Below are 25,320 nucleotides of genomic sequence, written 5' to 3' on the forward strand. Positions count from 1 at the left end.
CGCTGGGCAGCCTCCGGTATCAAGCCACTTGCATTTGTCACCGGTCCACTTGCAGCAGCGTCGTAACCAGGGAAGATTGTGCCGCTCCAAGAGCGTTCTATATACCGGGAGATCATCCTTGCAGCGCAAGCTCACCGCCGAGTTCCTCGGCACCCTCTGGCTCGTCCTTGGTGGCTGCGGCAGCGCCGTGCTGGCCGCCGCCTTCCCGCAAGTTGGCATCGGCCTGCTCGGCGTCTCCTTCGCCTTCGGGCTCACCGTCCTGACCATGGCCTTCGCCATCGGCCATATCTCCGGCTGCCACCTGAACCCGGCCGTCACCCTCGGATTGGTCGCCGCCGGCAAGTTCGAAGCCTCCGAGGCGCCGGGCTACATCGTCGCCCAGGTTTTGGGCGCGGTCGCCGGCGCGGCAATCCTGTTCGTCATCGCTAGCGGCAAGCCGGGCTTCGAGACCGCCGGCTTCGCCTCGAACGGCTTCGGCGACCTCTCGCCCGGCAAGTACGGGCTGGTCGCCGCCTTCGTCTGCGAGGTGGTGCTGACAGCCTTCTTCCTGGTGGTGATCTGCGGCGCGACCTCGGCCCGGGCGCCGGCCGGCTTTGCGCCGATCGCCATCGGCCTTTGCCTGACGCTGATCCACCTGATCAGCATCCCCGTCACCAATACCAGCGTGAACCCGGCCCGCAGCACGGGCGTGGCGATCTTCGCCGGCGGCGAATACATCGCCCAGCTCTGGCTGTTCTGGGTGGCCCCGATCCTCGGCGCGGTCGTCGGCGGGATCGTCCACAAGGTGCTCGAGGGCGGCGAGGCGATGTCGGTGCGCGCGGCGGAAACGCGCTGAGCGTCAGGGTAGAGGGCCGCAAGGCCCTCGCCCCTCGCAGGTCGGCGCAGCCGCCGCGGCTCGACCCCGCTTGCCGGTTCGGCCCGGAGCCGATCCGCGGTGGGCCCCCGCGGCAACGATTTCTTGATCCGGGCGACGGGCGTTCAACGCTTCAGTGGCATATCACCATGCTCAGCCATCGCGCTCCGGCTCGATCTCGGTCAAGCGGCGCCGCAGCCCTGCCCTGCCGCACGCAGGCGCCGCAGCAGGGCGGGCGCGGCGACGCCGTGCAACTCCTCTCCGACCGCGCGCAGCAGGACCTGGCTGCCGGGGGTCAGGCCCAGTTGCAGGCGCAGGGCCTTCGGCACGGTGATTCGCCCTTTCGCGTCCACCCGGGCCCGCAGCATCCGCGGTGCATTCGGCAGCTTCGCCATTCCGTTCCCATCCGAACCGACCTGGCCGGCTTACGCCGTGCGCGGGACAGGATGCAACAGGGCGCGGATACGACAACGGCGCCCTGCGAGGCAGGGCGCCGTTGAATTCACTACCGGTCGGGCAGCCTCAGGCCGCCTGGCTTTCCGACCGCTTCGCATGCTTCTTGCGCTCATGCGGGTCGAGGTAGCGCTTGCGCAGGCGGATCGCGCCCGGCGTCACTTCGACAAGCTCATCGTCCTCGATATAGGCGATCGCCTGCTCCAGGCTCATCCGCCGCGGCGGGGTCAGCAGCAGCGCCTCGTCCTTGCCGGCAGCGCGAATGTTGGTGAGCTTCTTCTCCTTGATCGGATTCACGTCGAGGTCGTTCTCGCGGGAATGCTCGCCGAGGATCATGCCCTCGTAGACCTTGACGCCCGGGTCGACGAAGAGCGTGCCGCGCTCCTGCAGGTAGAAGAGCGCGTACTGGATGGCCTCGCCCGGCTCGGAGGAGATCAGGCTGCCGTTGCGGCGGCCCGGGATCACCCCGGCCCAGGGCCGATAGCCCAGGAACAGCCGGTTCATCAGCCCGGTGCCACGGGTGTCGGTCATGAACTCGCCGTGGTAGCCGATCAGGCCGCGCGACGGGATCTCGAAGGTGATGCGGATCTTGCCGCCGCCGGACGGCCGCATGTCCTGCATCACGCCCTTGCGGATCGACAGCTTCTCGACGACCACGCCCGAATAGCCCTCGTCGACGTCGACGAGCACTTCCTCGTAGGGCTCCTCGCGCTCGCCGGTCTCCTCGTTATGACGGGTCAGCACGCGCGGCCGGCCGATCGTCAGCTCGAAGCCCTCGCGGCGCATCGTCTCGATCAGCACGCCGAGCTGGAAGCTCGCCGCGGCCGGCCACCTCGAACGCATCGACTTCCTCGGACACCTTCACCTTGATGGCGACGTTGCCCTCGGTCTCCTTGAAGAGACGGTCGCGGATCTGCCGCGACGTGACCTTCTTGCCCTCGCGGCCGCCAAGTGGGCCGTCATTGATCCGGAAGGTCATCGCCAGGGTCGGCGGGTCGACCGGGATGGCGTGCAGAGGCTCCATCACCTCGGGGGCGCAGATGGTGTCCGGGATCGTCGCGTCGGACAGGCCGGCGATGGCGATGATGTCGCCCGCCTGCACTTCGTCCACCGGCACGCGGTCGAGGCCGGAAAAGGTCATCAGCTTGGTCAGCCGGCCGGTCTCGACCTGGCTGCCGTCCTGCCGCAGCACCTTCACTGGCATGTTGACCCGGCCGATGCCCTGCTCGACGCGGCCGGTCAGGATGCGGCCGAGGAAGTTGTCGGCCTCGAGGATCGCGGCGTTCATCGCAAAGGGCTTGTCGAGCTCGACCTTCGGCGGCGGCACATGCGAGAGAATCAGGTCGAACATCGGCGAGAGGTCCTTGCGCGCGCCCTCAAGCTCCATGTCGGCCCAGCCCTGGCGGCCGGAGGCGAACATGGTGTGGAAGTCAAGCTGCTCATCCGTCGCTCCGAGCGCGGCGAACAGGTCGAAGACCTCGTTGTGGACCTCGTCGGCGCGGGCGTCCTGGCGGTCGACCTTGTTGATGACCACGATCGGCTTCAGCCCGCGGGCCAGCGCCTTGGTCAGCACGAACTTGGTCTGCGGCAGCGGCCCCTCGGCGGCGTCGCAGAGCACGATCGCGCCGTCCACCATCGACAGGATGCGCTCGACCTCACCGCCGAAATCGGCGTGGCCGGGGGTGTCGACGATATTGATCTTCACGCCCTTCCACTCGACGGCCGTGGACTTGGCAAGAATGGTGATGCCGCGCTCGCGCTCCAGGTCGTTGCGATCGAGCGCACGCTCGGCAACGTGCTGGTTGGCGCGGAAGGCGCCGGCCTGCTTCAGCAAATTGTCGACCAGCGTGGTCTTGCCACTGATCGACATGCGCGATGATCGCGACGTTGCGGATTTCCATACGGGGTAGTTCCCTGGGCGCCGCAACGCAGAACGACGCGGCCCGGTCGCAGGAGGCGACGGGCACGTGCGGCGCAGGCAGGCGGCATGTTGCGGCGCACGAGATAGGATGCCGGCGTCGGAAAAGCGAGCCTTGAATGCCGCAGGGCAGCCGGAACCTGCGCGCAGGGCGGGGCCGGAGGCCCCGCCGCGGGGTTCAGCGCCGGTTGGTGCGATCGCCCGGCATCACCGCGGTGCCACCGGGGGCTTCCGCCTTGGCGCCGGCACTGGCGCTCGGATCGGGAGCGCCGCGCCCGGTGGTCGGGGCCAGCGGCACCGCCGCACCCTGGGCCGGCTGCTGGCTACGGCCCTGCATGTTCTGCGGCGTGCTGCCGAGATTGCCGGCAGCGGGCGAGCCCGGGGTGGCACTGGACAGGCCGCCTGTGCCGCCGCTATCGGCGCCGGCGCCGCCTTGGGCCAGGACAATGAAGCCGGACCGGTCAGACGCCTCGTTCACGTTGCCGATGCAGTCGGCGAAGGCAGGGGTGGCAAGCAGCACCACGCCGAGCGCGGTAGCCAGGAGTTCGGTTCGACGCATGGGGTCTCTCTCATCCGGGGCGGGGCCGGCCCGCCATCTCCCAGTGAGCGGCCATGACCGGATCCGAACCGCCCGGGGATTTTTCGCGTCCCCGTTGCGTTCCGGCCCGCGTCAACCCAACACAGCAGAGACCGGTCGGTTCCCCGTGCCGGCAACGACCAGCGCCTTCCAGGTCGGCTTGCGGCCGGGCGCCGAAATGGGAGATCACCTCGGCCGCCGCCGCCGATCCCCAGCGGCCGCAGTCCGGCAGCGTCAGGCCGCGGGTATGGGCCGCCAGGAAGCCGGCGGCATAGGCATCGCCGGCCCCGGTGGTGTCCACTACCTTGGTCGGCACCGCGGCAAGCTCGTGCCGCGCCTCGCCGGCGACGATCACGCTGCCGGCAGCGCTGCGGGTCAGCGCGGCCAGCGCCACCTCTCCCCGCACCAACTCCACCGCGGCCTCGAAGTCTTCGGTTTCATAGAGCGCGAGGATCTCGCTCTCATTGGCGAAGAGGATATCGACTTCCTCCCGCACCAGCGTGCGGAAGGCTTGCCGATGGCGCTGCACGCAGAAGGCGTCGGACAGGCTCAGCGCCACCTGGCGGCCATGCCGGTGGGCGATGCGCGACGCCTCCATGAAGGCCGCCTGCGCCGCCGGCGGGTCGAACAGGTAGCCCTCCATGTAGAGGACCTTGGCGCGGGCCACCTCGGCCTCGGCCACATCGGCGGCCGAGAATTCCACGCAGGCGCCGAGGAAGGTGTTCATCGTCCGCTGCGCGTCGGGCGTCACCAGGATCAGGCAGCGTGCTGTTGGCGCACCGCCGGCCAGGGGCGCCGTCGGGAAATGCACGCCGGCGGCGCGGATGTCGTGTGCGAAGACCCGGCCGAGCTGATCGTCCGCCACCTTGCCGAGGAAGCCGACCCTGGCGCCCAGCGCCGCGGCGACCGCGCAGGTATTGCCGGCCGAGCCGCCCGAGCTTTCGGTGCCCGGCCCCATCGCGGCATAGAGCGCCTCCGCCTCCTCCGGCCCGACCAGGCGCATTGCGCCCTTCGCCAGGTTATGGGCCTCGAGGAAGCCATCCTCGGCGCGGGCCAGCACATCGACGATGGCGTTGCCGATGCCAAGGATATCGAGGGTGGGCTCGCTCATGTCGGTCGCGACCTCATGGGGCTGGCTTGCGTTGCGGGCGGGGTCCGGACCGGATAGCCGCCCCACCATGGGGCGGCAACCGGAACGCCGCATGGATGGATCGATGCTCGCTGCCTGTCTCCTGACATTGCGTCAATTGCCGGACCCCGCCTTCCTCGGTCCGCTGTTCAAGGGGTTCCTCGGGGCCGTCGCAGTCTTCGCCGGGCTGTCAGCGCTGGCCGCCTGGGGCACCGGGGCGCTGGCCGGCGGCGAGGGCTGGCTGGCGACCCTGGCAGCGACTGCGGGCGGCGTGCTGACCCTTGGACTCGCTTTCTGGCTCTTCGTCCCGGCCATGCTGGCGATTGCCGGGATCTTCCTCGACCCGGTCTCGGCGGCGGTGGAGCGGCGGCACTATCCCGGTCTGCCACCGGCGCGCGGTGCCGGGCTCGGGGCGCAGACCGCCTTCAACATCGGCTTCGGGCTGAAGGTGGCCGCGGTCTCCCTGCTCGCCCTGCCGCTCGCCCTGTTCACGCCCCCCTTCGGCGCGGCCGCGCTCTGGCTCATCGGCACCGTGGCGCTGGGCCACGGGCTGTTCGAGGGGTGGCGCAACGGCGTATGTCGGTTGGCAGATCGAGGCTGCTGCGGCGCCGCCGGGAGGGGCCAGTCCTGGCGCTCGGCGCCCTGCTTTCGGCGCTAAGTTTTGTTCCGATCGTTAACCTTCTGGTTCCGGTTTTCGGCGCTGCCGCCATGACCCACCTGCTGCATCGCAGCTGATGCGAAATATCCTGCAAAATCCTCGCAGGAATGCGATGTCGCCGTTGTGTGTGCGCAAGCCCGCATGGTAGCCCCGTCGCATTGCGCGACACGCCGCGCGGGACCTCCCGACGCATTGTCCGCCGTACCGATCTGAAGGGGGACAGCATGGCCATCTTCGGCCGCAAACGTGACGACAGGCCGGCCACGCCGGCCGCCGACCCGACACCGGAGGCGATTCCCGCCGCCAAGGATTCCGACTTCGGCGTGCCGCCATTCCGCCCAGCATCCAAGGACGCGCCCAACATGCTCTCTGGCTCGAAGCCGAACGCCACTCCCGCCGCGCCGAATGTCGGCATCCGCCCCGCCCCGGTCGGCGTGCCGGCCCGGCCCACCGGCCGGATCGATCCCGGCGAGCGCCGGACGCTGGTGGTCGGGCGCGGCATTAGCCTGCAGGGCACCGTCGCCGACGCCGAGCGGCTGGTGGTCGAGGGCACCGTCGAAAGCCAGATGATCCAGGCGAGCGAACTCTTCGTCGCCCAGGCCGGCATCTTCAAGGGCGAGGTCCAGGTCGAGGACGCCGAGATCGCCGGCCTGTTCGACGGCACCATCACCGCCCGGAACAGCCTAGTGATCCGCGCCAGCGGCAAGGTGAAGCGGTATCGCTCGCTGCCGGAAGCTCTCCGTCGAGGAAGGCGGCCAGGTTTCCGGACGCATGGAGATGCTGACCGAGGCCCAGGCCTCCGCCACGCCACGCCCGGCGACGCCCGCCCCGGTGATGCCGGCGCCCGCCGACGCCTGAGCCTGCGCCCGCCGCCGGGCAACTGGCGGCGGGTCCCCACCCGGGCCCGCGTCACGCGATGCCCGATCCGGAGAATGCGCGGCCATGGCGCCCCGCCTCCGATTCCTGCTGCTGCTGCTGCCAGCCGGCTGTGCCGCGGCGGGCGACCGCGAAGCCGTCGCCATGCGGACGGCGCTGGAAAGCGGCCAAGCGAGGTCTGGCGGCGGTGGCACCGCTTGGCCCGGAGGCGGCGCTGCTCCGGATCGGCACCACCGCACCGCCCCTGCCGCAACCCGGATTCGGCCGGTCCGACCTCCGCCCTGCCCTGGCTGTCGATCCTGCCGCTGGGCATCCCGCCAGCGCCGCCGGGCTGCTCGGCGCCGGGCCGGACACCCTACGCCGCTGGCTGGGCGAGCCCGCCCTACGCCGGCCGGAAGGCAATGCCGAGGTTTGGCTTTATGCCGGGCCGGCCTGCGCGCTCGACCTCATCCTCTATCCTGCCGGCCATGGGCTTTCGGTCGCGCATGCCGCGGCACGGGCACAGGGCGCCGAGCAGCGTACCGAGGCCGCCTCGCCTGAGCGAGATCGCCGGCGCGCAGCAGGCCCGGCCGATTCCCGCGGCGATCGGCCCAGCTGCCTCGCCGGCCAGCCCGGACGTCTGAGCCGCGGCAGCCGGGGGCGGCCTGCCGTCATGCCGGGCCCGACCGCGCAGCGGCAGGGGTTACTTCGCCCGGAAAGCCAGCCATCACAGCGGCACGGCCTTTACCTGCGGACGCAGCTTGCCGTGGCAGGCCGTCTCCCGCATCGACACCGCTGCAGCCAGGGCCTGCAGCAGCCCCGCCTCGCTGATCGGCTTGGTAAGATAGGCATCCATGCCCGAGGCGAGCGCCTGGGCGCAGTCCGCCTCCTCGCCACCCGCCGTCAGGGCAGGAATCGGCGTGCGGCGGTTCGGGCCGGTGCCGGTACGGATCGGCCGCGCCGCGCCGGGCCGCGTCCAGGCCGGGCATGTTGAGGTCGAGCAGGATAACGTCGAAGCGCTCCGCCTCGGCCGCGGCGACCGCCTCGCCCCCGGTACCGGCGGTGACCGCACGATGGCCGGCCCGGCCGAGATAGGTCACGATCAGCTCCAGGTTCGCCCGGGTGTCATCCGCCACCAGCACGAGGAGCGAGGCCTGGGCCGGACCGCCGGCTTCGGCCGGCAACGCGACGGCTTGTTCCGGCGGCGCCTCGGCCGGGCCGAAGGGCAGATGGACCCGGAAGCAGCTGCCCGCCCCGGGCCGGCTCTCGGCGGTAATGCCGCCGTCCATCGCCAGGGCCAGCCGACGGCAGATCGCCAGGCCGAGCCCGGTGCCGCCGAAATGCCGGGTGGTGCCGGCATCCGCCTGCTCGAACAGGGTGAAGAGGCGCGGCAAGGCCTCGGCGGCGATGCCGATGCCGGTGTCGCGGACCTCGATTGCCAGGACCACCCCGCCATCCGGCCGCCGCTCTGCCGCCCGCGCCGTGAGGGTGACCGTGCCGGCCTCGGTGAATCTCCACTGCGTTGGACAACAGGTTGCCGATGATCTGCCGCAGTCGGGTCGGGTCGCCCGCCACCCAGTCCGGCAGTCCGGGCGCCAGATCGACCACCAGCGCCAGCCCCTTCGCCTCTGCCGCGCCTGCGGCGAGCGCGGCGGCGCCGGCCAGCACCTCGGCGGGACGGAAGGCCAGCACCTCCAGGTTCACCTTGCCCGCATCCAGCTTGGCCAGGTCGAGGATGTCATTCAGCAAGGCGAGCAGCAACTGGCCGGAATCGGCCAGCATCGCCGCCTGGCGCGCCTGCTCGGGCGGCAGCGGCGCCTCGGCCAGCAGCCGGCCGAAGCCGAGCACGCCGGTTAGCGGCGTGCGGATCTCGTGCACCAGCATGGCCATGATGTCGCGGCGCTGCTGCGCCATCGCCTCAGCCAGCTTGGCGCGGTCCTGCTGCGAGGCCGACCAGGCGCCGAGCGTCAGGGCGAGGCCGAGGCCGAAGGTCGCCAGCAGCCCGGCGCCAAGGATGACGGTGATCTGATGGCTTCGTAGATCGGCCAATTCGGCATCCACATCGAGCACCGCGGCGACGACGACCGGCAGCCCGGGGGTACCCGCCATGCCGCCAGCACCGGGCGCAGGTCGCGGGCGCGGCGGTACTCGACAGTACCGGCAGGAGCCGCGCGTGCCGCCAGGATCAGCGGATGCTCGGGCGCCGGGGTGCGCGCCAAATCTGCCTCGGCCTCCCGGCTGCGCGCCAGGATGGTGCCGTCGGGCAGCCCGCGCAGGATGGCGACGCGGCCCGGCTGCGGCATCTGCGTCGCCAGGTCGGCCCCGAGCGCGACCGGATCCAGCACCACCGAGCCAACTCCCTGGAGCCGCCCTCCGGCATCACGCAGCGGCCGCGTAACGAGCACGCTCCAGCGCTTGCTGACCCGTCCCAGCACGGGGCGGCTGACGGCCAGACCCGACCAATCGCCGCGCAGTTGGGCCGCGATGGCCTCTCGGTCACCGATATAGGCGCCTTCCAGCCCCGGGTTCGTACCGTAGCGGATGAAGCCGTCGAGGCCGACCGACGCGGCGGAGGTCACGCCAAAGCGGTTGGCCTTCACGCTCCGCAACGAGGTGCGCCTCGATCCCGAGCACTGCGGCTTCCTCATGCCCGGCCAGCATCCGCTCCCGGGTCTCGAGCAGGTCAAGCTGCGCGGTCACCACCTCGAAGACCCGCAACAGGTTCTGTTCCAGCGCCGCGGCGCCGGCCTGAGCTTCGGTCGTCAGGCCAGCCTGGGCATGATGCCAGGCGGCATCGAGGTAGAAGCGGGTCCCGAGGTGATCGCCGCGGCACAGGCGAGCCAGCCGAGCAAGGCCAGCAGCGTCGGCCGCAGTCGCGCCGCGGGCGGCTTCAGGACGCGCGGCACCGGCCTGGCCGGGCGGATCGATGGATCTGCGGGGGCGACTGGGAGATTGGCCGACATGGTTTGACCTGGCGCACCGATCACCGGCGCGCTGCGGCGACGCTCTAACATCCCCTCACCCAAGGTTGCACCAACTTCAGCTGTATGTCGCTTGAAGATTGTGGCCGCGCTAGCGCTTGGCTGGCCGGCATGGGGCATGAGGACGGTTTGGGGCTGGACGAAACCGCCGTAAGCCCCCCGTATCGCCCGATCGCCCCAGCAGCGCGGCCCGGAACCTTGATCCTCTACCTCGACGTCTTTGTGCCGCCCTTCGGCCTGCTGCTGCTCGGCGCCCTGCTGCGCCGGTACCTGCTGCGAGACGACACCGTCTGGGCGGGGATCGAGCGGCTGGTCTTCTGGGTGCTGATGCCGGCGCTGCTGTGTTCGGCCATCGCCGCGGTCGACCTGGCGGCGCTGCCGATCGGCGGGATGGCCATCGCCATCCGGCTGGCGCTGCTCGGCGGGGCGGGGCTCAGCCTTGCCCTGGCCTGGGCCGCGGGGATCGACCACCCGGCGAGGACCTCGGTCTTTCAGGGCGGCATCCGCTTCAACAACCTGATGGGCTTCGCCGTTATGGCGGGGCTGTTCGGCACTGCCGGCACTTCGCTCGGCGCAGTTGCCACCGGGCTGATCGTGCCCTTTGTCCAGCTGATGACCACGCTGGTCTTCGCCCTCGGCGGCCGCGGTGTCTCGCCATGGCGGGCGGCGCGGCAACTGGCGCTGAACCCGCTGCTGCTGGCCTGCCTGGCCGGCTTCGCCATCTCGCTGACCGGCGGGCTGCCGCCCGGTATCGCGCCGCTGGCGCGCTCACTCGGCCAGGCCTCGGTCGCGCTCGGCCTGCTTTGTGTCGGCGCCGCCCTCTCGCTGGGCGCGATGCGGGACCGGCTGCCGCTGCAACTGGCGACTTGCGTCATCAAGCTGGTGCTGGTGCCGGCCATGGTACTGCTGCTCGGCCGGGCTCTGGGGCTTGAGCCGCTGGCGCTCTCGGCTGCGCTGGTCTTCATGGCGCTGCCGACGGCGACGACCAGCTACGTGATGGCCCGGGCCATGGGCGGCGACGCGCCGCTGATGGCGGCGCTGACCACGCTGGAGCACCTGGCGTCGATCCTCACCCTGCCGCTCTGGATCCTGCTGCTGGGGTCGTGACGAAACCCCTATGTTTCCGGTAGATGCCTGGGGCGAGAGCGGAGCGGATGCCATGCTGGGACGGCGCAGGGTTTTGGCGGGGATTGGGACGGCAGCGCTGGCCGGGTCGACGAGGTGCGCGGGCCCAGGTTTGGCCGGATCGGCCGCTGCGCTGGATTGTCGGCTACCCGCCGGGCGGTGCCAGCGACACCTTCGCCCGGCTGATCGGCAGCCACATGGCCGGCACGCTCGGCCAGAACGTGGTGGTCGGGAATCGCCCCGGCGGCGGCGCCGTGGTCGCCAGCGACGCGGTCGTCCGCAGCGCGCCGGACGGCTATACCCTGCTGCATGTCGACAACGGCATCCTGGTCTACAATCCGGCGCTCTATGCCCGGCTGCCCTTCGACCCGGACCGGGACCTGCAGGGCGTCGGCTTCATCGGCCGCTTCCCGCTGTTCATCGTGGTGCGGCCGGACCATCCGGCGAAGGACTTCGCCGATTTCGTCGCGCAGTCGAAGCTGAAGGCGCCGAACTACGGCTCGCCAGCCGTCGCCTCGCCGCACCACCTGGCGATGGAGATGGTCAAGCGCCGCACCGGGCTGGAAGCGACGCACGTGCCTTATCGCGGCGGCCCCGCGGCGATGCAGGACCTGCTGGCCGGCAATGTGGACAGCGTGGTCATCGATTGCGCCACCGGCATTCCCTTCATTACTGGGGCCAAGGTGAAGACCCTCTGCGTCTTCTCCGAAGCCCGCAGCCCGCGCGCGCCGGAGGTACCGACGCTGCGCGAGCTCGGCTTCGACAAGGCCATCGCCTATGGTTGGCAGGGTATGAGCGTGCCGGCCACGGTGCCGGCGCCGCTGGTGGCAAAGCTGGCCGAGGCACTGAAGGCCGGCGTCGGCGCGCCAGACGTGCAGGACCGCTTTAAGGGGCTCGGGATCGAGAGCGCGCCCTGGAGCCCGGCGGAATTCCAGGGCTTCGTCGCGCGGGAGAATGCCGAGTGGCGGCCGCTGATCCGTGAGCTGGGTATCCGGCTGGACGGGTGAGGCCGTCTCACGCCGCCAGCCGATGGATGTCCGTGCCGCTACCTATGCATTGAGTTGTTAATCCCCATGCGGCACATCCTGCCGCATGCCCTTCCACCTCTTCCGCTCGCTCGCCCGCCGCCGGAGCAACCTGACGCCGCCCGGCGAATGGCTGCAGCGGCAGAACCGCGAGATGGAGATGCTCCGCTGGACGGTGAAGGTGCTGGGCGCCGACCTGGCCCAGCGCCACTACGCGGCCGGCCTCGCCGGCCCGCATGTCCCTTGCCGGAGGCGCCAGCGCCCCTCGGCCTGACCAGCCGGACCTGCCGGCAGACCGATATCGAAAGCGACTGGGTCCGCCACTGGTGCCGCGCCCTCGGCACCACGCCCTTCTACCACCGCAAGCTCTGGGAGGACTGCTTTATCCTCCAGGTGCTGTGGGAACAGGGCGTCATGGAGCCGGGCCGCCGCGCGCTCGGATTTGCGGTGGGGCAGGAACCGCTGCCGGCCATCCTCGCCTCACGCGGGGTCGCTGTGCTGGCAACCGACCTGGCGGCCGAGGATGCCCGTGCCGAGGATTGGATCAGGACCGGCCAGCATGGCCGCGACACCGACCCGCTGTTCCGCCCGCATCTGGCGGAGCGCGCCGAATTCGACCGGCTGGTCGATTTCCGCACCGCCGACATGGCCGATCTGCCCCCGGCATTGCAGGACGGCAGCCGCGACATCGTATGGTCGGCCTGCGCGATGGAACACCTCGGCTCGCATGAGCGCGGGCTGGCCTTCGTCGAGTTCGGCGATGCGCTGCCTGAAGCCGGGCGGCATCGCGGTGCACACGACGAAGCTGAACCTGGACGAGACGGGGAGACCCTCTCCCAGGGCAATACCGTGCTGTTCCAGCGCAAGCACCTGGAGGCGCTGGCCACGAGGCTCGCCGCGCAGGGGCACCGGATGCTGCCACTCGATCACACGCATCCGCCGGCCATCATGGACCAGTTCGTCGATATCCCACCCTTCGAGGAGGGGCGGGTGCCGCTCGGCCATCTCTCGCCGCCGCATCTCCGGCTTTCGATCGCGGGCCATCCGGCGACCTCGGTCAGGAATCGTGGTGATCGCGGGGCAGGGAAGGCCGTAAGCCGCCCACAATCCGATGGCGTCATACGGGGATCCAACCAGGCTATCCGAAAGCGCCGCTGATGCTGCAGCACTTGCTGAGACCGCCTTCGCCACTGGGTGCTCTACCGGCCGGAACGCCGCTACATGCGCGGTCGTCGACCGCAAACCTGATTTTCACATTTTCGAGAGAACAGGTCCGGGCGGCATTCAGGGTGCCAGCGCATCCCGCACCCATCGCTCGCCCGCGGCCGGCAGGGCGTTCCAGGCGGCATCGGCGGAGACATGGGTGACCAGCAACTGCGTCGCCTCTCGCATTGCTGCCGGCAGGGTGCGGATCAGGTGGTCACGCAGATAGGCGGGGGAGACACCGGTTTCTGCGAGAGTCGCACCTTTCGAGACCTGCCAGTGCTCCGGCGCGATCTGAAAAATCGATTCGAAGAAGCGTTTCTCTTCATCCGGCGCGAGGGCGGAGAGATCGTGCAGGATCAGGCTGAGCGGCATCGGGTCCCCCGTCGTCAGGCCGGGAGAGCGCCGGCCGCATGCAGATGGACAATGGCGATATCGCCCGGGCTTGCAACAGCTTCGGCCACCAGGCTGCGGTGGCACTGCGCCGGATCGGCTTCGAGGCAGAGCAGGCAGACCCGCCCCTCGCGCGCCTCAGCCGCAAGCGCGGCGACCGCCGCCTGTGCCTCGGTTCCGGCCAGCCTGACGGCGAAGATGCGCTTCATCTCGCCGGTGCGGCCAGCCTTCGCCGCGGCGCGGCCTTCCGGCGGGGTGCCGAGCGCGCGGACATGGCGATAGTCGATGCCGGCGCGCCCCAGCGCCTCGGACAGCGCCCGCTTGGCGAAGCCGGGACGGCGGCTGTTCGGTAGTTCCCGCACATCGACCAGCGTGGTGACGCCGGCCTCCCGCAGGGTCTCGATCAGCCGGTCCGGCGTCGCTCCCTCATAGCCGATGGTGAAGAGAGGCCGCTCCAGTTGGGTGGAAGCGGCCGGCTCACGCCCCGGGCCGGAAGCCGGCCCGGCACGATCGGATATCGTCACCGCGCGGCCGAATCAGGCCCCGGGCCGCAAGGCGGACCGGGACGATCGGACGCGGTCACCTGGCAATCGCCGCATGCGCCGCAAGGCACGCCATATCGAGCAGCTGGGTGACGCTGGCATCGACCGGGACGATCTGCACCGGCTTCGACAGCCCCATCAGCAGCGGCCCGATCGCCGTGCCGCTGGTCAGGCGGGGGACCGACTTGGTCAGGATATGCGCGGCATGCAGACCCGGCATCACCAGCACATTGGCCGCGCCGGTCAGCCGGCAGAAGGGATACAGATGGGCCCGCAGCGCCGGATCCAGCGCCACGTCGGCCGACATCTCCCCGTCATACTCGAAATCCACCTGCCGCTGGTCCAGCAGCTTCACCGCCTCCCGGATGCTGCCAGGAATCGAGCCCTTGGGGTCGCCGAAGGTCGAGAAGGACAGGAAGGCCACGCGCGGCTCGTGTCCCAGCCGGCGCGCCGCGGCGGCGGACTGGATGGCGATCTCGGCCAGGGTCGCCGCGTCCGGGCGTTCGTGGATCGCCGTGTCGGCAACGAAGACGGTGCCGGAGACGCGGGCCAGCAATAGGGTGAGGCCGAACATGATGCCGCCCGGCGCCGGATCGATGACCGAGGTGATGCCCTCAAGCGCCACCGCATAGCTGCGGGTCACGCCTGTGACGATGGCATCCGCATCACCCATCGCCACCATGCAGGCGGCGAAGACGTTGCGGTCCTGGTTCACCAGGCGCTGGCAGTCGCGGAACAGGAAGCCCTGCCGCTGCTGCTTGGCATAGAGATATTCGGCGTAGCGGCGGTTGCTGTCGGAATTTCGGGCGTTGCGGATCACGATCCCCTCCGGCAGCGGCACGCCGATGGCTCGCATCGTCGCCTGGATCCGGTCCTCCCGGCCGACCAGCACCGCGGTGCCGTAGCCCGCGTTGTGGAAGGCGATGGCGGCGCGGATCACCTTCTCCTCCTCGCCCTCGGCGAAGACGACGGTGCGCGGGTTGGCCCGTACCCGCTCGGTGATCAGCTCCAGCGCATTGGCCGTCGCATCCAGCCGCCCGGTCAGGCTGCGGGCGTAGCGCGGCAGGTCGGTGATCGGCCGGCGGGCGACGCCGCTGTCGACAGCCGCCTTGGCGACCGCCACCGGCACGCGGCTGATCAGCCGCGGGTCGAAGGCGTTTGGGATGATGTATTCCGGCCCGTAGCGCAGCGACTTGCCGGCGCCGGCGGTGTTCACCTCCTCCGGCACGTCCTCCCGCGCCAGCAGCGCCAGCGCCCGGGCTGCGGCGATCTTCATCGCGTCGTTGATGGTGCTGGCCCGGACATCGAGCGCGCCGCGGAAGATGAAGGGGAAGCCGAGCACATTGTTGACCTGGTTCGGGTAGTCCGACCGGCCGGTGGCGATGATGCAGTCCGGCCGGACCGACTTGGCTTCCTCCGGCGTGATCTCCGGGTCGGGGTTGGCCATGGCGAAGATGATCGGCTTGTCGGCCATGGCCCGGACCATGTCCTGGGTCACCGCGCCCTTGGCCGAAAGGCCGAAGAAGACGTCGGCGCCGGCCAGCGCCTCGGTCAGGGTGCGGGCGCGGGTCTCGACCGCATGGGCCGACTTCCACTGGTTCATGCCCTCGGTGCGGCCTCGCCAGAGCACGCCCTTGGTGTCGCACATGATGATGTTCTCGGGCCGCATGCCCATGGCCCGCAGCAGCTCGGCGCAGGCGACCGCGGCGGCGCCGGCGCCGTTGATGACAAGCTTCGTCTCGGCCAGGTCGCGCCCGGTCAGGTGCGCCGCGTTGATGAGGCCGGCGGCGGCGACGATGGCGGTGCCGTGCTGGTCATCGTGGAAGACCGGGATGTCCATCAGCTCGCGCAGGCGCTGCTCGATGATGAAGCATTCCGGTGCCTTGATGTCCTCGAGGTTGATCCCGCCGAAGCTGGGCCCGAGGTAGCGCACCGCGTTGACGAAGGCGTCGGCGTCCTCGGTGTCGATGCAGAGATCCATGCCGTCGACATCGGCGAAGCGCTTGAACAGCGCGACCTTGCCCTCCATCACCGGCTTCGAGGCCAGCGCGCCGAGATTGCCGAGGCCGAGCACCGCGGTGCCGTTGGAGATGACCGCGACGAAATTGCCCTTGGCCGTGTAGTCGTAAGCCAGCGCCTTGTCGCGGGCGATGTGCAGGCAGGGCTCGGCGACGCCGGGCGAATAGGCCAGCGACAGGTCGCGCGCGGTGATCAGCGGCTTGGTGAGCCGGATCTCCAGCTTGCCCGGCCGGCCTTCGGCGTGCAGCGCCAGCGCTTCCTCGGGCGTGACGCGGGCGGTGCGGCCATCGGCGAGGGAGCCGGCAAGTCCGGCCATCGATTGGTCATCCATCTGCACTGGTCCCTTCGCTCGCCGCTTGAGGGGGCCTTGTTGCCGGCCTCCCCTCCCTTGCCGCCATTTACGCAGCCGCAAGCCCTGCCGTGAAGGCGGTGGCTTCGCGGCTGCGAAGTCCGGTCGCGGAAAAACAACGGTCGTGCGATCGTCACCCGGGCCAGGGCGGGGCTGCCTTCGGTCGCGGGATCGGGTTACAGACCGGCATGGACCAGGTCTCCGATCCCGTTGCCCGCGTGCCGACCGCCGAAGGCGCCTCCCCTGCCATCGCGCAGTGGTTCGCGCTGAAGTCGGCGCATCCCGACGCGATCCTGTTCTTCCGCATGGGCGACTTCTTCGAGATGTTCTTCGCCGATGCCGAAGCGGCGGCGGAAGCGCTCGACATCGCGCTGACCTACCGGGGCGAGCACCAGGGCATGAAGGTGCCGATGTGCGGCGTGCCGGCGCACAGCCATGAAAGCTACCTGGCACGACTGATCCGGCGCGGCTTCCGCGTGGCGATCGCCGAGCAGATGGAGACGCCGGAGGAGGCCAAGCGCCGAAAGGCCCCGGCGGTGCGGCGGGAGGTGGTGCGGCTGGTCACCCCGGGCACGGTGACCGAGGAGACGCTGCTGGAGGCCTCGCGCCCGGCCTGGCTGCTGGCCCTCGCCCCCTCGGGAGACAAGGACGAGGGCCGGCTCGGCGCCGCTTGGCTCGACCTCTCGACCGGCGCCTTCGAGACCGAGGCGCTGGCGCCCGAGGACCTGCCCGCCCTGCTGGCCCGGCTGGACCCGGCCGAGGTGCTGGCTCCGGCGAGCCTCGCCCATCCCGGCGCGGTCGAGGCAGGCGTGCCGCGCGACGGCGCCCGCCGCCTGGCCGAGGCCTATGGCGTTGCGACGCTGGAAGGCTTCGGCAGCTTCTCCGGCGCCGAGGCCGCCGCCGCCGCCATGGCGCTCGACTACGTCCGCGCCACGCAGAAAGGCGAGGCTGGCCGGGCCCTGCCCCACCTGTCGCGCCCGGTACCAAGGGGCGGTCGTGGCGTGCTGCAGATGGATGCCGCGACGCGCCGCAGCCTGGAAATCCTGCGGAGCGAGCGCGGTGGCACCCGGGACTGCCTGCTCGCCGCCGTCGACCGCACCGTGACGGCGGCCGGCGCCCGGCTGCTGGCCGACCGGCTCGGCTGCCCGTTGGCCGAGCCGGAGCCGATCGCGGCCCGGCACGACGCGGTCGCCGCCCTGCTGACCGATCCGGCGCTGCGGGCGCGGATCCGCGCCGCACTGAAGGGCGCGCCGGACATGGCACGCGCCCTCGGCCGTCTGGCGCTCGACCGCTTTGCCCCGCGCGACTTGGCCGCAATCCGCGATGGTCTCGGTCGCGCCGCCATCATCGCCGCGGCGCTGGAGCGGCCGGAGGGACTGGCCGCCATCCCGCCCGTGCTGGCCGGGAGCGCCCGGGCGTTGCGCCCGGCCCAGGACCCGGCGCGCCAAGCTCGGCCGCGCGCTGGCCGAGACCCTGCCCGCGCGGCTCGACGATCCGGGGATCGTGGCGCCGGGCTATGATGCCCAGCTCGACGGGCTGCGCCGGCTGCGCGACGATGCCCGCGGCGCCATCGCCGCGCTGCAGCTCGACCTCGCCCAGGCCTGGGGCGTTGCCAGCCTGAAGGTCCGCCACCACCAGCAATTCGGCTATCTGGCCGAGCTCCCGGCAGCCCCGGCCGAGACGCTGCTGCGCAGCCCGCCGGCGGAAGCCATCGGCGACTACGCCCCGATCCACCGCCAGACCATGGCCAATGGCGTCCGCTTCACCTGTGCGGCGCTTGCCGCGCTCGACCGCCGGCTGTCCGAGGCGGCCGAGGAGGCAGCGCGGCGCGAGAAGGCCATCGCCCGGCACCTGCGCGGCCTCTGCCTGTCCGCCGCACCCGGCATCACCGCGGCGGCAGAGGCGCTGGCCGAGATCGACCTCCATGCCGCCGCCGCGGAGCTGGCGGCCGAGGGCGGCTGGTGCCGGCCGGAGCTGACGGGGCGGGCGGATTTCTGCATCACCGCCGGCCGCCATCCGGTGGTCGCCGCGGCGCTGGCCCGCAACAAGGGCCCGGCCTTCGTGCCAAACGATTGCGACCTCTCGCCGGGGCGGCGGATCTGCCTGCTTACCGGCCCGAACATGGCGGGCAAGTCCACCTTCCTCCGGCAGAACGCCCTGCTCGTGGTCCTCGCCCAAGCCGGGCTCTTCGTGCCCGCCGAGAGCGCCCGGCTTGGCTTGGTGGACCGCCTGTTTTCCCGCGTCGGGGCCTCGGACGACCTGGCCGGCGGGCGCTCGACCTTCATGGTCGAGATGGCGGAGACCGCCGCCATCCTGAACCTCGCCGGGCCGCGGTCCCTGGTGGTGTTGGACGAGGTCGGCCGCGGCACCGCGACCTGGGACGGGCTGGCGATCGCCTGGGCGGCGCTCGAGGCGCTGCACGACCGCACCCGCTGCCGCACCATCTTCGCCACCCATTTCCACGAGTTGACCGCGCTGGCCGGCAAGCTGCCGGAGATGACACCGGCGACCATGCGGGTCCGCGAATGGAAGGGGAGGTCGTCTTCCTGCACGCCGTCGGCCCCGGGACGGCGGAACGCAGCTGGGGCTTGCATGTGGCGAAGCTGGCCGGGGTGCCGCGCGCCGTTCTGGCCCGGGCGGCGCAGGTCCTTGCCTCGCTGGAGGAGCGCGCCCGCGGGCTCGACCCGCTCTCGGACGAGCTGCCCCTGTTCGCCCGGCCGGCGGCGTCCCCCGGGCCTCCGGCTCCCGGCGTCAACCCGGCGCTCGATGCGCTGGCGGCGCTCGACCCCGACGCACTCTCCCCCCGGGAGGCGCAGGAGGCGCTGTATCGGCTGAAAAGCCTATTGGTTGGTGCTGTCCCCGGCGGCTGACTAAGGTTACTCTGGCGGGAATGACCGCAGCCGCCGCTTTCCCCGCCGGGCCAATGCCCAGCGCCACCCGGCGCTGGCCGAGATGCCGACCGTCATTCCCGACCTGATCGCCGAGCTCACCGGCGAAGCCGGCGGTGGCCCGATCCGGCGGGAAGACGCGCTGGACCTGCTGCGGCGTCACCTTGGCCGCATCCAGTCCACCGTGCAGGACGGGTTCGAGGCGCATGAGCTGTCCGGCCTCGCCGCCGCCCGCTGGCTGGCGGCGCTGAGCGACGGGCTGATGACCGCAATCCATCGTTACGCCTTGGCGATGGTGCCGCCCGTGGCGCGGCCGAGGCGAACGAGCCACCTTTCGCCCTGGTCGCCACCGGCGGCTATGGCCGCGGCGTCCTGGCACCCTATTCCGATATCGACCTGCTCTTCCTCACCGACCAGGCGGCCGGGCCGCGGTCGCAGCGGGTGGTGGAGTTCGTGCTCTACCTCCTCTGGGACCTCGGGCTGAAGGTCGGGCATGCCACGCGCTCGATCCGCGACTGCATGGACGAGAGCGCCAAAGATGCGACCATCCTGACCGCCCTGGTCGATGCCCGCTTCCTGGCCGGGGAGAAGCCGGTCTTCGAACGCTTCGCCGAGGTTTTCAGCCGCACCAGGCAGCAGCGCGGCCTCGGCTCCTTCCTCGCCGCCAAGCGGGCGGAACGCGCGGGGCGGCATGCCCGCTACGGCGACAGCCCTTACCTGGTCGAGCCGAACATCAAGGAAGGCCGCGGCGGGCTGCGCGACCTGCAGACCCTCTACTGGCTGGCCCGATACGCCTTCGGCACCCAGCGGATGCCTGACCTGGTCGGGCCGGAGAGCCCCGGCGGCGGTCTGCTGAGCGAGCACGAGGCGCGCGCCATCCGCAGGTCCTGGGACTTCCTTTGGACCGTCCGCTTCCACCTGCACTACGTCGCCGGACGGGCCGAGGACCGGCTGACCTTCGACTTCCAACCCGTGGTCGGCGCCCGCATGGGCTACACGCCGCGCGGAAGGCAGGACGGCGTCGAGCGTTTCATGAAGCACCTGTTCCTGACGGTGCGCGACGTGCTGCGGCTGACCCGGGTGTTGGAGCCGGCCATCGAGCGTGCCGCGCTCGGCCCGCCCGCCACCCGCCGTCACGGCGATGCGGCGCTGGCCGAGGCGGGCCTCGCCTTCGCCGACGGCAAGCTCGGTTGCGGCGCCGCCGAACCGCGATTTCTCCCGCGAGCCGATTCTGATGCTGCGGATCCTCAAGGCGGCGCGGGACCGCAAGCTTGAGATCCACCCGCTCGCCATCCGGGCGCTGATCCGCAACGCCCACCACGCCACCAGCATCCGCGGTACGGAGGAGGCGAATAGCCTTTTCCTTGACCTGCTGACCGGCCGCGACGCCGCGACCTGGCTGCGCCTGATGAACGAGACGGGGTTCCTCTCCCGCTTCATCCCGGACTGGGCCCGTATCGTCGGGCTGATGCAGTTCGACACCTACCATGTCTACACGGTGGACGAACACACGATCGAGGCGATCGGCGTGCTGCAGCAGGTCGAGCGGGGCGACCTGACCGAGGCGGCGCCGGTGGCGACCGAGCTGGTCGGCCAGCTGCAGTCGCGCCGCGCCCTCTATGTCGCGACGCTACTGCATGACATCGCCAAGGGCCGCGGCGGCGACCATTCGGAACTCGGCGCCCGCATCGCAACGGAACTCGGCCCGAAGATCGGCCTGACGCCAGAGGAGACCGAGACAGTCTCCTGGCTGGTGCTGCACCACCTGCTGGTCAGCCAGACCGCCTTCAAGCGCGACATCGAGGATCCGAAGACCATCCTCGACATCGCCGACCTGGTGCAGTCGCCGGAACGGCTGCGGCTGCTGCTGGTGCTGACGGTCTGCGACATGCGGGCGGTGGGCCCCAAGGTCTGGAACGGCTGGAAGGCGACCCTGCTGCGCGAGGTCTACTGGCGTGTGGCGGAAGTCCTGGCCGGCGGCCTGTCCGTGCCGGAGCGCGACGTGCGCGTCGCCCGCGCCCGCGACGCCGCGGCGGCGATGCTGGCCGGCTGGTCGAACATGGACCGCGACAAATTCCTCTCGCTCGGCTATCCCGGCTACTGGCTTTCCTTCGATGCCGAGACGCATGCCCGGCACGCCGCGCTGATCCGGGAAGCGGAGGCGACCAAAGCGCCGCTGACGGTCCGCACCCGCGTGCTGGAATCCCGCGCAGTGACCGAGATCACCGTCTATGCCGCCGATCATCCCGGCCTGTTCAGCCGCATCGCAGGCGCCCTTGCCGTCGCCGGCGCCAGCATCGTCGATGCCCGCATCCACACCCTGACCAACGGCATGGCGTTGGACACCTTCTGGGTGCAGGACGCCATGGGCGGCGCCTTCGACGCGCCGCACCGGCTGGCCCGGCTTGCCGTGCTGATCGAGCAATCCCTGTCCGGCCGGCTGCGGCTGCGGGACGAAATCAGGAAGGTGCGGCGCGAGCCCGCCCGGCTGCGCGCCGTCACCGTGCCGCCGCGGGTGGTCTTCGACAACCATGCGTCGAACACCCATACAGTCATCGAGGTGAATGGCCGCGACCGGCCCGGCCTGCTGCACGACGTGACCGCCGCGATCAGCGACCAGGGGCTGCAGATCGCCTCCGCCCACATCACCACCTATGGCGTGCGGGCAGTGGACGTCTTCTACGTCAAGGACGTCTTCGGCCTGAAGGTCGAGAACGACCGCAAGCCGGGCGCGCTGCGGGTGGCGATGGAGGCGGCGCTGGCACCGCCCGGCGACGGTGGCGGCGCCATCCTGCCGGCCCCGCGTGCGGCTGCCGAAAGGGCATGATCGCCGGCTGACCTGGCGCGTTGCACCGGGGGACAACCCCGGAGCAAGCCCGTGCCCGACAAACCAAACATGCGCCCCGACCAGTCTAAGAACCCGGGCGAGGATTACGAGCTGACCACCGCCGGCCATGACGGGCCAGCGGGCCCCGAGCCGGTCCCGCGCGACAAGCGGCCGGAAGCGCAATACCCGAAATCCGACCGTGAGCAGGAGGTGAACCGCAAGGACGCAGCGGCACCTGGAGGCCCGGTGAACATCAAGGTCAAGGACGACAAGCCGGACGACAGCGGGCCGCAGGCCGCGGGCCAGGCGGAGGACAAGGCGACCGGCGGCGGCAGCCGCGACGCGCCCGGCCTGCCGCGCGAATGACCCGCACCTTTGCGTCGCCCTGGCCGCCGCCCTGTCGCTGGCGGCCTGCGACACCGCACCGGCGCGCGGCCCGAGCGAGACGCGAGGCCTGCCGGTGCTGCAGCCGGTCCCGCCGAGCGGCGGCGCCGGCGGCGTCCTGCCGATCGAGCGGCCGCCGGGCAGCCGGGGTGGCTCGAAGGGCAGCTAGCGCGGATGGCGGCCGGGCATGAACGCCTGGCCGCCTGAACCTGTCCCAATCATGGTACGCTCCGGCGGATCAGGCGAACCCACGGCGCACTTACCCGCCGCGCTTCGGCATATCCTCCAGCTGCCGCTTCACCTGCCTGTCGTGCTCGGTCAGGGGCACCGGCTTGGCCGGGGCGACGCCCTCCGGCACCGCATCGCCGGGATCGCGGGCGGGCCGGGACTCGATGCTCCTGGCGTCGTCGCCGACATTGCTGCCGGGGCCGGGGATGCCCTCCGGCACCGCATCGCCGGGGTCGTGGTAGCCGGGGTCTCTGGGATCATGGGCGGGCTCGGGCGGTTCCCGGTTCTGCTGCGCCATGGCGTCCTCCTGACGGTCGTCGAAGCCAGACGCGCCGGGCGGCTGCATGGTTGCCCGGGGCCATGCGGCCCGGCACCATCCGTCCGAACACGGGGAAACGCCAATGCGCCTGACCATCCAGGAGGTCGCCGTCCACGCGGTGGACGCGCCGCTCGACCCGCCGCTGCGCAACAGCCTGAACGTGATCCCGCGCGCCCCGCTGGTGATTGCCGAGGTGCGGACGCACCAGGGCGTCAGCGGCAATGCCTATGTCTTCCCCTATACCCCGGTGGCGCTCGGCGCGACGGCGGCGCTGGTGCGCAACATCGGCGCGGGGCTGACGGGGCGGGAGGTCGCGCCGGCGACGCTCTGGGCGGAGCTGCACAACGCCTATCGTATCCTCGGCACAGAGGGGCTGATGCAGATCGCGCTCTCCTGCCTCGACATGGCGCTGTGGGATTCGGCTGGCGCGGGCGGCGGGGCAGCCGCTCTGCCGGCTGCTGGGGGCGGAGCCCCGCGCACTGCCGGTCTATGCCTCACTGCGCGGTTGGGGCGGCGGCGATGCTGGCGGAGGAGGCGGGCCACGCGGTCGCCACGCTCGGCGCCCGGGTGGTGAAGTTCAAGCTGGGCCAGCCGAGGCTGGAGGACGACCTCGATACCGTGCGCGCCGTCCGCGCCGCGGTCGGCGAGGAAGTCGATATCCTCGTCGACTACAACCAGGGCCTGACCCGGCCGGAGGCGGAGCGGCGCGGCCTCGCGCTGCAGAGAGCTCGGCGTGCGCTGGCTGGAGGAGCCCTTGCCGGTGGACGACGATGCCGGCCTCGCCGCGCTACGCGGGCAGCTGCGCATCCCCGTGCAGGGCGGCGAGAATTGGTGGGGGCCGAAGGGCATGGCGCGCGCTCTGGACGCCGGCGCGGTCGATCTCTGCATGCCGGATGCGATGAAGATCGGCGGGGTGACCGGCTGGCAGCAGGCGGCGGCACTGGCGGCGGGCAAGCGCATCCCGATGTCCTCCCACATCTTCATCGAGGCCAGCGCGCAGCTGCTGCCGGCGACGCCGACGGCGCATCTGCTGGAACACCTGGACGTGGCCGGGCCGCCGCTGCGCGCGCCGCTGGTGGTGCAGGACGGGATGGCGGAGGTGCCGGAGCGGCCGGGCCTCGGCCTCGAATGGGACGAGGCGGCGCTTGCGCGCTGGGCTGCCGATGCCTAGGCAGCGGGTCGCGGCATTGCTGGCGCTGCTGCTGCTGGCCGGCTGCACGGGCATCAGCGGCATCCGCCTGCCCGGCGGTCCCAGCCGCGGCAGCATGACCTATGACGAGGCGATGGGCGCCCGCAGCGGCCTGACCACTCTCGACCGCGTGCCAGGACCGGAGGAGTAGCGGAACGCCCGGGGAGGATCCCGCGGGCGCGCCCCGGCCGCGGAATCCCGCTCGCGCCATATGGACCCGCGCGCGCCGCCCGCTACCATGCGCCGCCACACGACCGGGGACCCGACTGCCATGCGCGCACTCTTCGTCGATGCCAACGACTCGCTGGCCGAGGTGACGGAGAGGCTGCTCCGCCCCGGCGACCCGGCGGTCTCCATCCACCGCGACCCGGACATCGCGGCCACGGACCTGCCGCGGCTGCTGGCCGGCTACAGCATCGCCATCGACGACCACACCCAATTCCCGACCGAGATCGTGCGGCAGTGCCCGGACCTGAAGCACATCGTCTTCCTCGGCACCGGTGCGCGCAGCTACATGAACCCCGAGGAAGCTGGAGGCGCTCGGCGTCCAGGTCCACATCATCAAGGGCTATGGCGACACCGCCGTCGCCGAGATGGCCTTCGCCCTGCTTTGGGACGCGGCGCGGCAGACCGCGATGATGGATGCGGCGGTCCGCGCCAGTGAATGGCCGCGCGTGGTCGGCATGCAGCTGACCGGCAAGACCATCGGGCTGATCGGCACCGGCGGGATCGGCGCCGAGATGGCGCGGCTCTGCAACGGCATCGGCATGAAGGTGCTGGCCTGGAATCGCTCGCCCAAGGCGATGCCGGGGGTGGAGTTCACCTCGCTCGACCGGCTGCTGGCCGAGAGCGACGCGGTGTCGCTGCACCTGCTGCTGAACGATGAGACGCGCGGCTTCCTCTCCGCCGTCCGCATCGCGCAGATGAAGCGCGGCGCCATCCTGGTGAACACCGCCCGCGGCGCGGTGGTGGACGAGGCGGCGATGTGCGATGCGCTCGAGAGCGGGCAGCTGGGCCATGCGGCCCTCGACGTCTTCGTCGAGGAGCCGCTGCCGGCCGGCCACCGGCTGCGCGGCATCCGCAACGCGACGCTGACCTCGCACGCCGCCTTCCGCACGCCGGAAGCCAGCGGACAACCTGATCGGCGCGGCTCTGGACCATTGCCGGCGGATCGTGAAGGAAGGGAAGTAAGCCAACGCGTCGCACCTTCCGGGTCGTGCCTCCCGGCACGCCTCGGGCAAGGATTAAGGGGGATCCTGGCCCCCTCGGCGCAGCGCGATCAGGGTTGGTGCGGCGGCTGCCTGCGCCGCGCACATACGCCCGCCTGGCGGAACGGTAGGACGCAGCGGACTTAAAATCCGCAATCCGTAAGGGTGTGGGGGTTCGAGTCCCCCGGCGGGCATTC

The 25,320-nt window shown here is 71.2% G+C and carries 26 protein-coding genes, 1 tRNA gene and 5 pseudogenes; 20 read left to right on the forward strand and 12 right to left on the reverse strand.

Features of this window, described 5'->3' with window-relative positions:
- The first annotated feature begins 118 nt into the window (after positions 1-118).
- The gene (aqpZ, locus tag ACQ86J_RS14370) at positions 119-835 is read left to right on the forward strand and encodes an aquaporin Z (protein ID WP_431271623.1); all 717 of its coding nucleotides are present in this window, start codon (positions 119-121) and stop codon (positions 833-835) included.
- Positions 836-1,035: 200 nt separating this feature from the next.
- Here aqpZ and ACQ86J_RS14375 read toward each other — a convergent pair whose 3' ends face one another.
- The 4 genes and pseudogenes from ACQ86J_RS14375 to ACQ86J_RS14390 form a co-directional block, all read right to left on the reverse strand.
- Positions 1,036-1,248, reverse strand: a complete 213-nt coding sequence (locus tag ACQ86J_RS14375) for an AbrB/MazE/SpoVT family DNA-binding domain-containing protein (protein WP_431271624.1) — start codon at positions 1,246-1,248, stop codon at positions 1,036-1,038.
- 127 nt (positions 1,249-1,375) lie between these two features.
- Positions 1,376-3,207: pseudogene (gene typA, locus ACQ86J_RS14380) on the reverse strand (translational GTPase TypA).
- Positions 3,208-3,402: 195 nt separating this feature from the next.
- Positions 3,403-3,783, reverse strand: coding sequence for a hypothetical protein (locus ACQ86J_RS14385; protein ID WP_431271625.1), 381 nt, complete (start codon positions 3,781-3,783; stop codon positions 3,403-3,405).
- Positions 3,784-3,793: 10 nt separating this feature from the next.
- Positions 3,794-4,912: an adenosine kinase gene (locus tag ACQ86J_RS14390; protein WP_431271626.1), complete on the reverse strand. Its 1,119-nt coding sequence runs from the start codon at positions 4,910-4,912 to the stop codon at positions 3,794-3,796.
- 91 nt (positions 4,913-5,003) lie between these two features.
- Here ACQ86J_RS14390 and ACQ86J_RS14395 point away from each other — a divergent pair, with 91 nt between their 5' ends.
- Positions 5,004-5,588, forward strand: coding sequence for an EI24 domain-containing protein (locus ACQ86J_RS14395; protein WP_431271627.1), 585 nt, complete (start codon positions 5,004-5,006; stop codon positions 5,586-5,588).
- Between the two features lie 224 nt (positions 5,589-5,812).
- Positions 5,813-7,087 (forward strand): bactofilin family protein, encoded by a 1,275-nt coding sequence (locus ACQ86J_RS14400; protein ID WP_431271628.1) that lies wholly within the window; start codon positions 5,813-5,815, stop codon positions 7,085-7,087.
- 83 nt (positions 7,088-7,170) lie between these two features.
- On the opposite strand, the gene ACQ86J_RS14405 is transcribed toward ACQ86J_RS14400, so the two are convergent.
- The 4 genes and pseudogenes from ACQ86J_RS14405 to ACQ86J_RS14420 form a co-directional block, all read right to left on the reverse strand.
- Positions 7,171-7,299, reverse strand: a complete 129-nt coding sequence (locus ACQ86J_RS14405; RefSeq protein WP_431272832.1) for a hypothetical protein — start codon at positions 7,297-7,299, stop codon at positions 7,171-7,173.
- A gap of 178 nt (positions 7,300-7,477) precedes the next feature.
- A pseudogene (locus ACQ86J_RS14410) lies at positions 7,478-7,891 on the reverse strand (ATP-binding protein); the annotation flags it as partial.
- A 319-nt stretch (positions 7,892-8,210) separates the two neighbouring features.
- Positions 8,211-8,357: pseudogene (locus tag ACQ86J_RS14415) on the reverse strand (histidine kinase dimerization/phospho-acceptor domain-containing protein); the annotation flags it as partial.
- Positions 8,358-8,410: 53 nt separating this feature from the next.
- Positions 8,411-9,022, reverse strand: coding sequence for a hypothetical protein (locus tag ACQ86J_RS14420; RefSeq protein ID WP_431271629.1), 612 nt, complete (start codon positions 9,020-9,022; stop codon positions 8,411-8,413).
- 10 nt (positions 9,023-9,032) lie between these two features.
- On the opposite strand from ACQ86J_RS14420, the gene ACQ86J_RS14425 reads away from it, so the two are divergent.
- The 5 genes from ACQ86J_RS14425 to ACQ86J_RS14445 all read left to right on the forward strand — a co-directional run bounded on the left by ACQ86J_RS14425 (position 9,033) and on the right by ACQ86J_RS14445 (position 12,732).
- Positions 9,033-9,413, forward strand: a complete 381-nt coding sequence (locus tag ACQ86J_RS14425; protein ID WP_431271630.1) for a hypothetical protein — start codon at positions 9,033-9,035, stop codon at positions 9,411-9,413.
- A 209-nt stretch (positions 9,414-9,622) separates the two neighbouring features.
- Positions 9,623-10,531, forward strand: coding sequence for an AEC family transporter (locus tag ACQ86J_RS14430; RefSeq protein WP_431271631.1), 909 nt, complete (start codon positions 9,623-9,625; stop codon positions 10,529-10,531).
- Positions 10,532-10,578: 47 nt separating this feature from the next.
- Entirely contained in the window at positions 10,579-11,556 is a 978-nt protein-coding gene (locus tag ACQ86J_RS14435; protein ID WP_431271632.1) for a Bug family tripartite tricarboxylate transporter substrate binding protein, read from the forward strand.
- Positions 11,557-11,641: 85 nt separating this feature from the next.
- On the forward strand, positions 11,642-11,848 hold the full coding sequence (locus ACQ86J_RS14440) for a hypothetical protein (protein ID WP_431271633.1): 207 nt from the start codon (positions 11,642-11,644) through the stop codon (positions 11,846-11,848).
- A complete protein-coding gene (locus tag ACQ86J_RS14445) occupies positions 11,818-12,732 on the forward strand; it encodes an SAM-dependent methyltransferase (RefSeq protein WP_431271634.1) in 915 nt (304 codons plus the stop codon). Before ACQ86J_RS14440 ends, ACQ86J_RS14445 begins: the two co-directional genes overlap by 31 nt.
- 126 nt (positions 12,733-12,858) lie before the next feature.
- Here the strand turns inward: ACQ86J_RS14445 and ACQ86J_RS14450 are convergent, their stop codons facing one another.
- The 3 genes from ACQ86J_RS14450 to ACQ86J_RS14460 are packed head-to-tail and all read right to left on the reverse strand — an operon-like array spanning position 12,859 to position 16,062.
- Positions 12,859-13,152, reverse strand: coding sequence for a hypothetical protein (locus tag ACQ86J_RS14450; RefSeq protein ID WP_431271635.1), 294 nt, complete (start codon positions 13,150-13,152; stop codon positions 12,859-12,861).
- A 14-nt stretch (positions 13,153-13,166) separates the two neighbouring features.
- Positions 13,167-13,694 carry a DUF488 family protein gene (locus ACQ86J_RS14455; protein ID WP_431271636.1) on the reverse strand — a complete coding sequence of 176 codons (528 nt, stop codon included), beginning with the start codon at positions 13,692-13,694 and terminating at the stop codon, positions 13,167-13,169.
- 55 nt (positions 13,695-13,749) lie between these two features.
- The gene (locus ACQ86J_RS14460) at positions 13,750-16,062 is read right to left on the reverse strand and encodes an NADP-dependent malic enzyme (protein ID WP_431271637.1); all 2,313 of its coding nucleotides are present in this window, start codon (positions 16,060-16,062) and stop codon (positions 13,750-13,752) included.
- A gap of 206 nt (positions 16,063-16,268) precedes the next feature.
- Here ACQ86J_RS14460 and mutS point away from each other — a divergent pair.
- The 5 genes and pseudogenes from mutS to ACQ86J_RS14485 all read left to right on the forward strand — a co-directional run bounded on the left by mutS (position 16,269) and on the right by ACQ86J_RS14485 (position 22,161).
- Positions 16,269-18,950 (forward strand): annotated as a pseudogene (gene mutS, locus ACQ86J_RS14465) (DNA mismatch repair protein MutS).
- Positions 18,951-19,032: 82 nt separating this feature from the next.
- Positions 19,033-19,452 carry a hypothetical protein gene (locus tag ACQ86J_RS14470; protein ID WP_431271638.1) on the forward strand — a complete coding sequence of 140 codons (420 nt, stop codon included), beginning with the start codon at positions 19,033-19,035 and terminating at the stop codon, positions 19,450-19,452.
- Positions 19,341-20,243 carry a hypothetical protein gene (locus ACQ86J_RS14475; RefSeq protein WP_431272407.1) on the forward strand — a complete coding sequence of 301 codons (903 nt, stop codon included), beginning with the start codon at positions 19,341-19,343 and terminating at the stop codon, positions 20,241-20,243. The genes ACQ86J_RS14470 and ACQ86J_RS14475 overlap by 112 nt, the downstream gene beginning before the upstream one ends.
- Positions 20,203-21,795 carry a [protein-PII] uridylyltransferase gene (gene glnD / locus ACQ86J_RS14480; RefSeq protein WP_431271639.1) on the forward strand — a complete coding sequence of 531 codons (1,593 nt, stop codon included), beginning with the start codon at positions 20,203-20,205 and terminating at the stop codon, positions 21,793-21,795. Before ACQ86J_RS14475 ends, glnD begins: the two co-directional genes overlap by 41 nt.
- Positions 21,796-21,846: 51 nt before the next feature.
- On the forward strand, positions 21,847-22,161 hold the full coding sequence (locus ACQ86J_RS14485; protein ID WP_431271640.1) for a hypothetical protein: 315 nt from the start codon (positions 21,847-21,849) through the stop codon (positions 22,159-22,161).
- A gap of 277 nt (positions 22,162-22,438) precedes the next feature.
- On the opposite strand, the gene ACQ86J_RS14490 is transcribed toward ACQ86J_RS14485, so the two are convergent.
- Positions 22,439-22,705 (reverse strand): hypothetical protein, encoded by a 267-nt coding sequence (locus ACQ86J_RS14490; RefSeq protein WP_431271641.1) that lies wholly within the window; start codon positions 22,703-22,705, stop codon positions 22,439-22,441.
- 103 nt (positions 22,706-22,808) lie between these two features.
- Here ACQ86J_RS14490 and ACQ86J_RS14495 point away from each other — a divergent pair, with 103 nt between their 5' ends.
- The 7 genes and pseudogenes from ACQ86J_RS14495 (at position 22,809) to ACQ86J_RS14525 (ending at position 25,317) form a co-directional block, all read left to right on the forward strand.
- On the forward strand, positions 22,809-23,300 hold the full coding sequence (locus ACQ86J_RS14495) for a hypothetical protein (RefSeq protein WP_431271642.1): 492 nt from the start codon (positions 22,809-22,811) through the stop codon (positions 23,298-23,300).
- Positions 23,246-23,374 (forward strand): annotated as a pseudogene (locus ACQ86J_RS14500) (enolase C-terminal domain-like protein); the annotation flags it as partial. The gene ACQ86J_RS14495 and the pseudogene ACQ86J_RS14500, both read left to right, overlap by 55 nt.
- Positions 23,375-23,459: 85 nt before the next feature.
- Positions 23,460-23,897 (forward strand): enolase C-terminal domain-like protein, encoded by a 438-nt coding sequence (locus ACQ86J_RS14505; protein ID WP_431271643.1) that lies wholly within the window; start codon positions 23,460-23,462, stop codon positions 23,895-23,897.
- Positions 23,890-24,066, forward strand: a complete 177-nt coding sequence (locus tag ACQ86J_RS14510) for a hypothetical protein (protein WP_431271644.1) — start codon at positions 23,890-23,892, stop codon at positions 24,064-24,066. Before ACQ86J_RS14505 ends, ACQ86J_RS14510 begins: the two co-directional genes overlap by 8 nt.
- A 120-nt stretch (positions 24,067-24,186) precedes the next feature.
- Positions 24,187-24,579: a hypothetical protein gene (locus ACQ86J_RS14515; RefSeq protein ID WP_431271645.1), complete on the forward strand. Its 393-nt coding sequence runs from the start codon at positions 24,187-24,189 to the stop codon at positions 24,577-24,579.
- Positions 24,509-25,270 carry an NAD(P)-dependent oxidoreductase gene (locus tag ACQ86J_RS14520; protein ID WP_431271646.1) on the forward strand — a complete coding sequence of 254 codons (762 nt, stop codon included), beginning with the start codon at positions 24,509-24,511 and terminating at the stop codon, positions 25,268-25,270. The genes ACQ86J_RS14515 and ACQ86J_RS14520 overlap by 71 nt, the downstream gene beginning before the upstream one ends.
- Positions 25,234-25,317, forward strand: a tRNA-Leu gene (locus ACQ86J_RS14525). Before ACQ86J_RS14520 ends, ACQ86J_RS14525 begins: the two co-directional genes overlap by 37 nt.
- The last annotated feature ends 3 nt before the right edge of the window (positions 25,318-25,320 follow it).

Source organism: Dankookia sp. P2 (assembly GCF_050632255.1).
Lineage (GTDB): Bacteria > Pseudomonadota > Alphaproteobacteria > Acetobacterales > Acetobacteraceae > Paracraurococcus.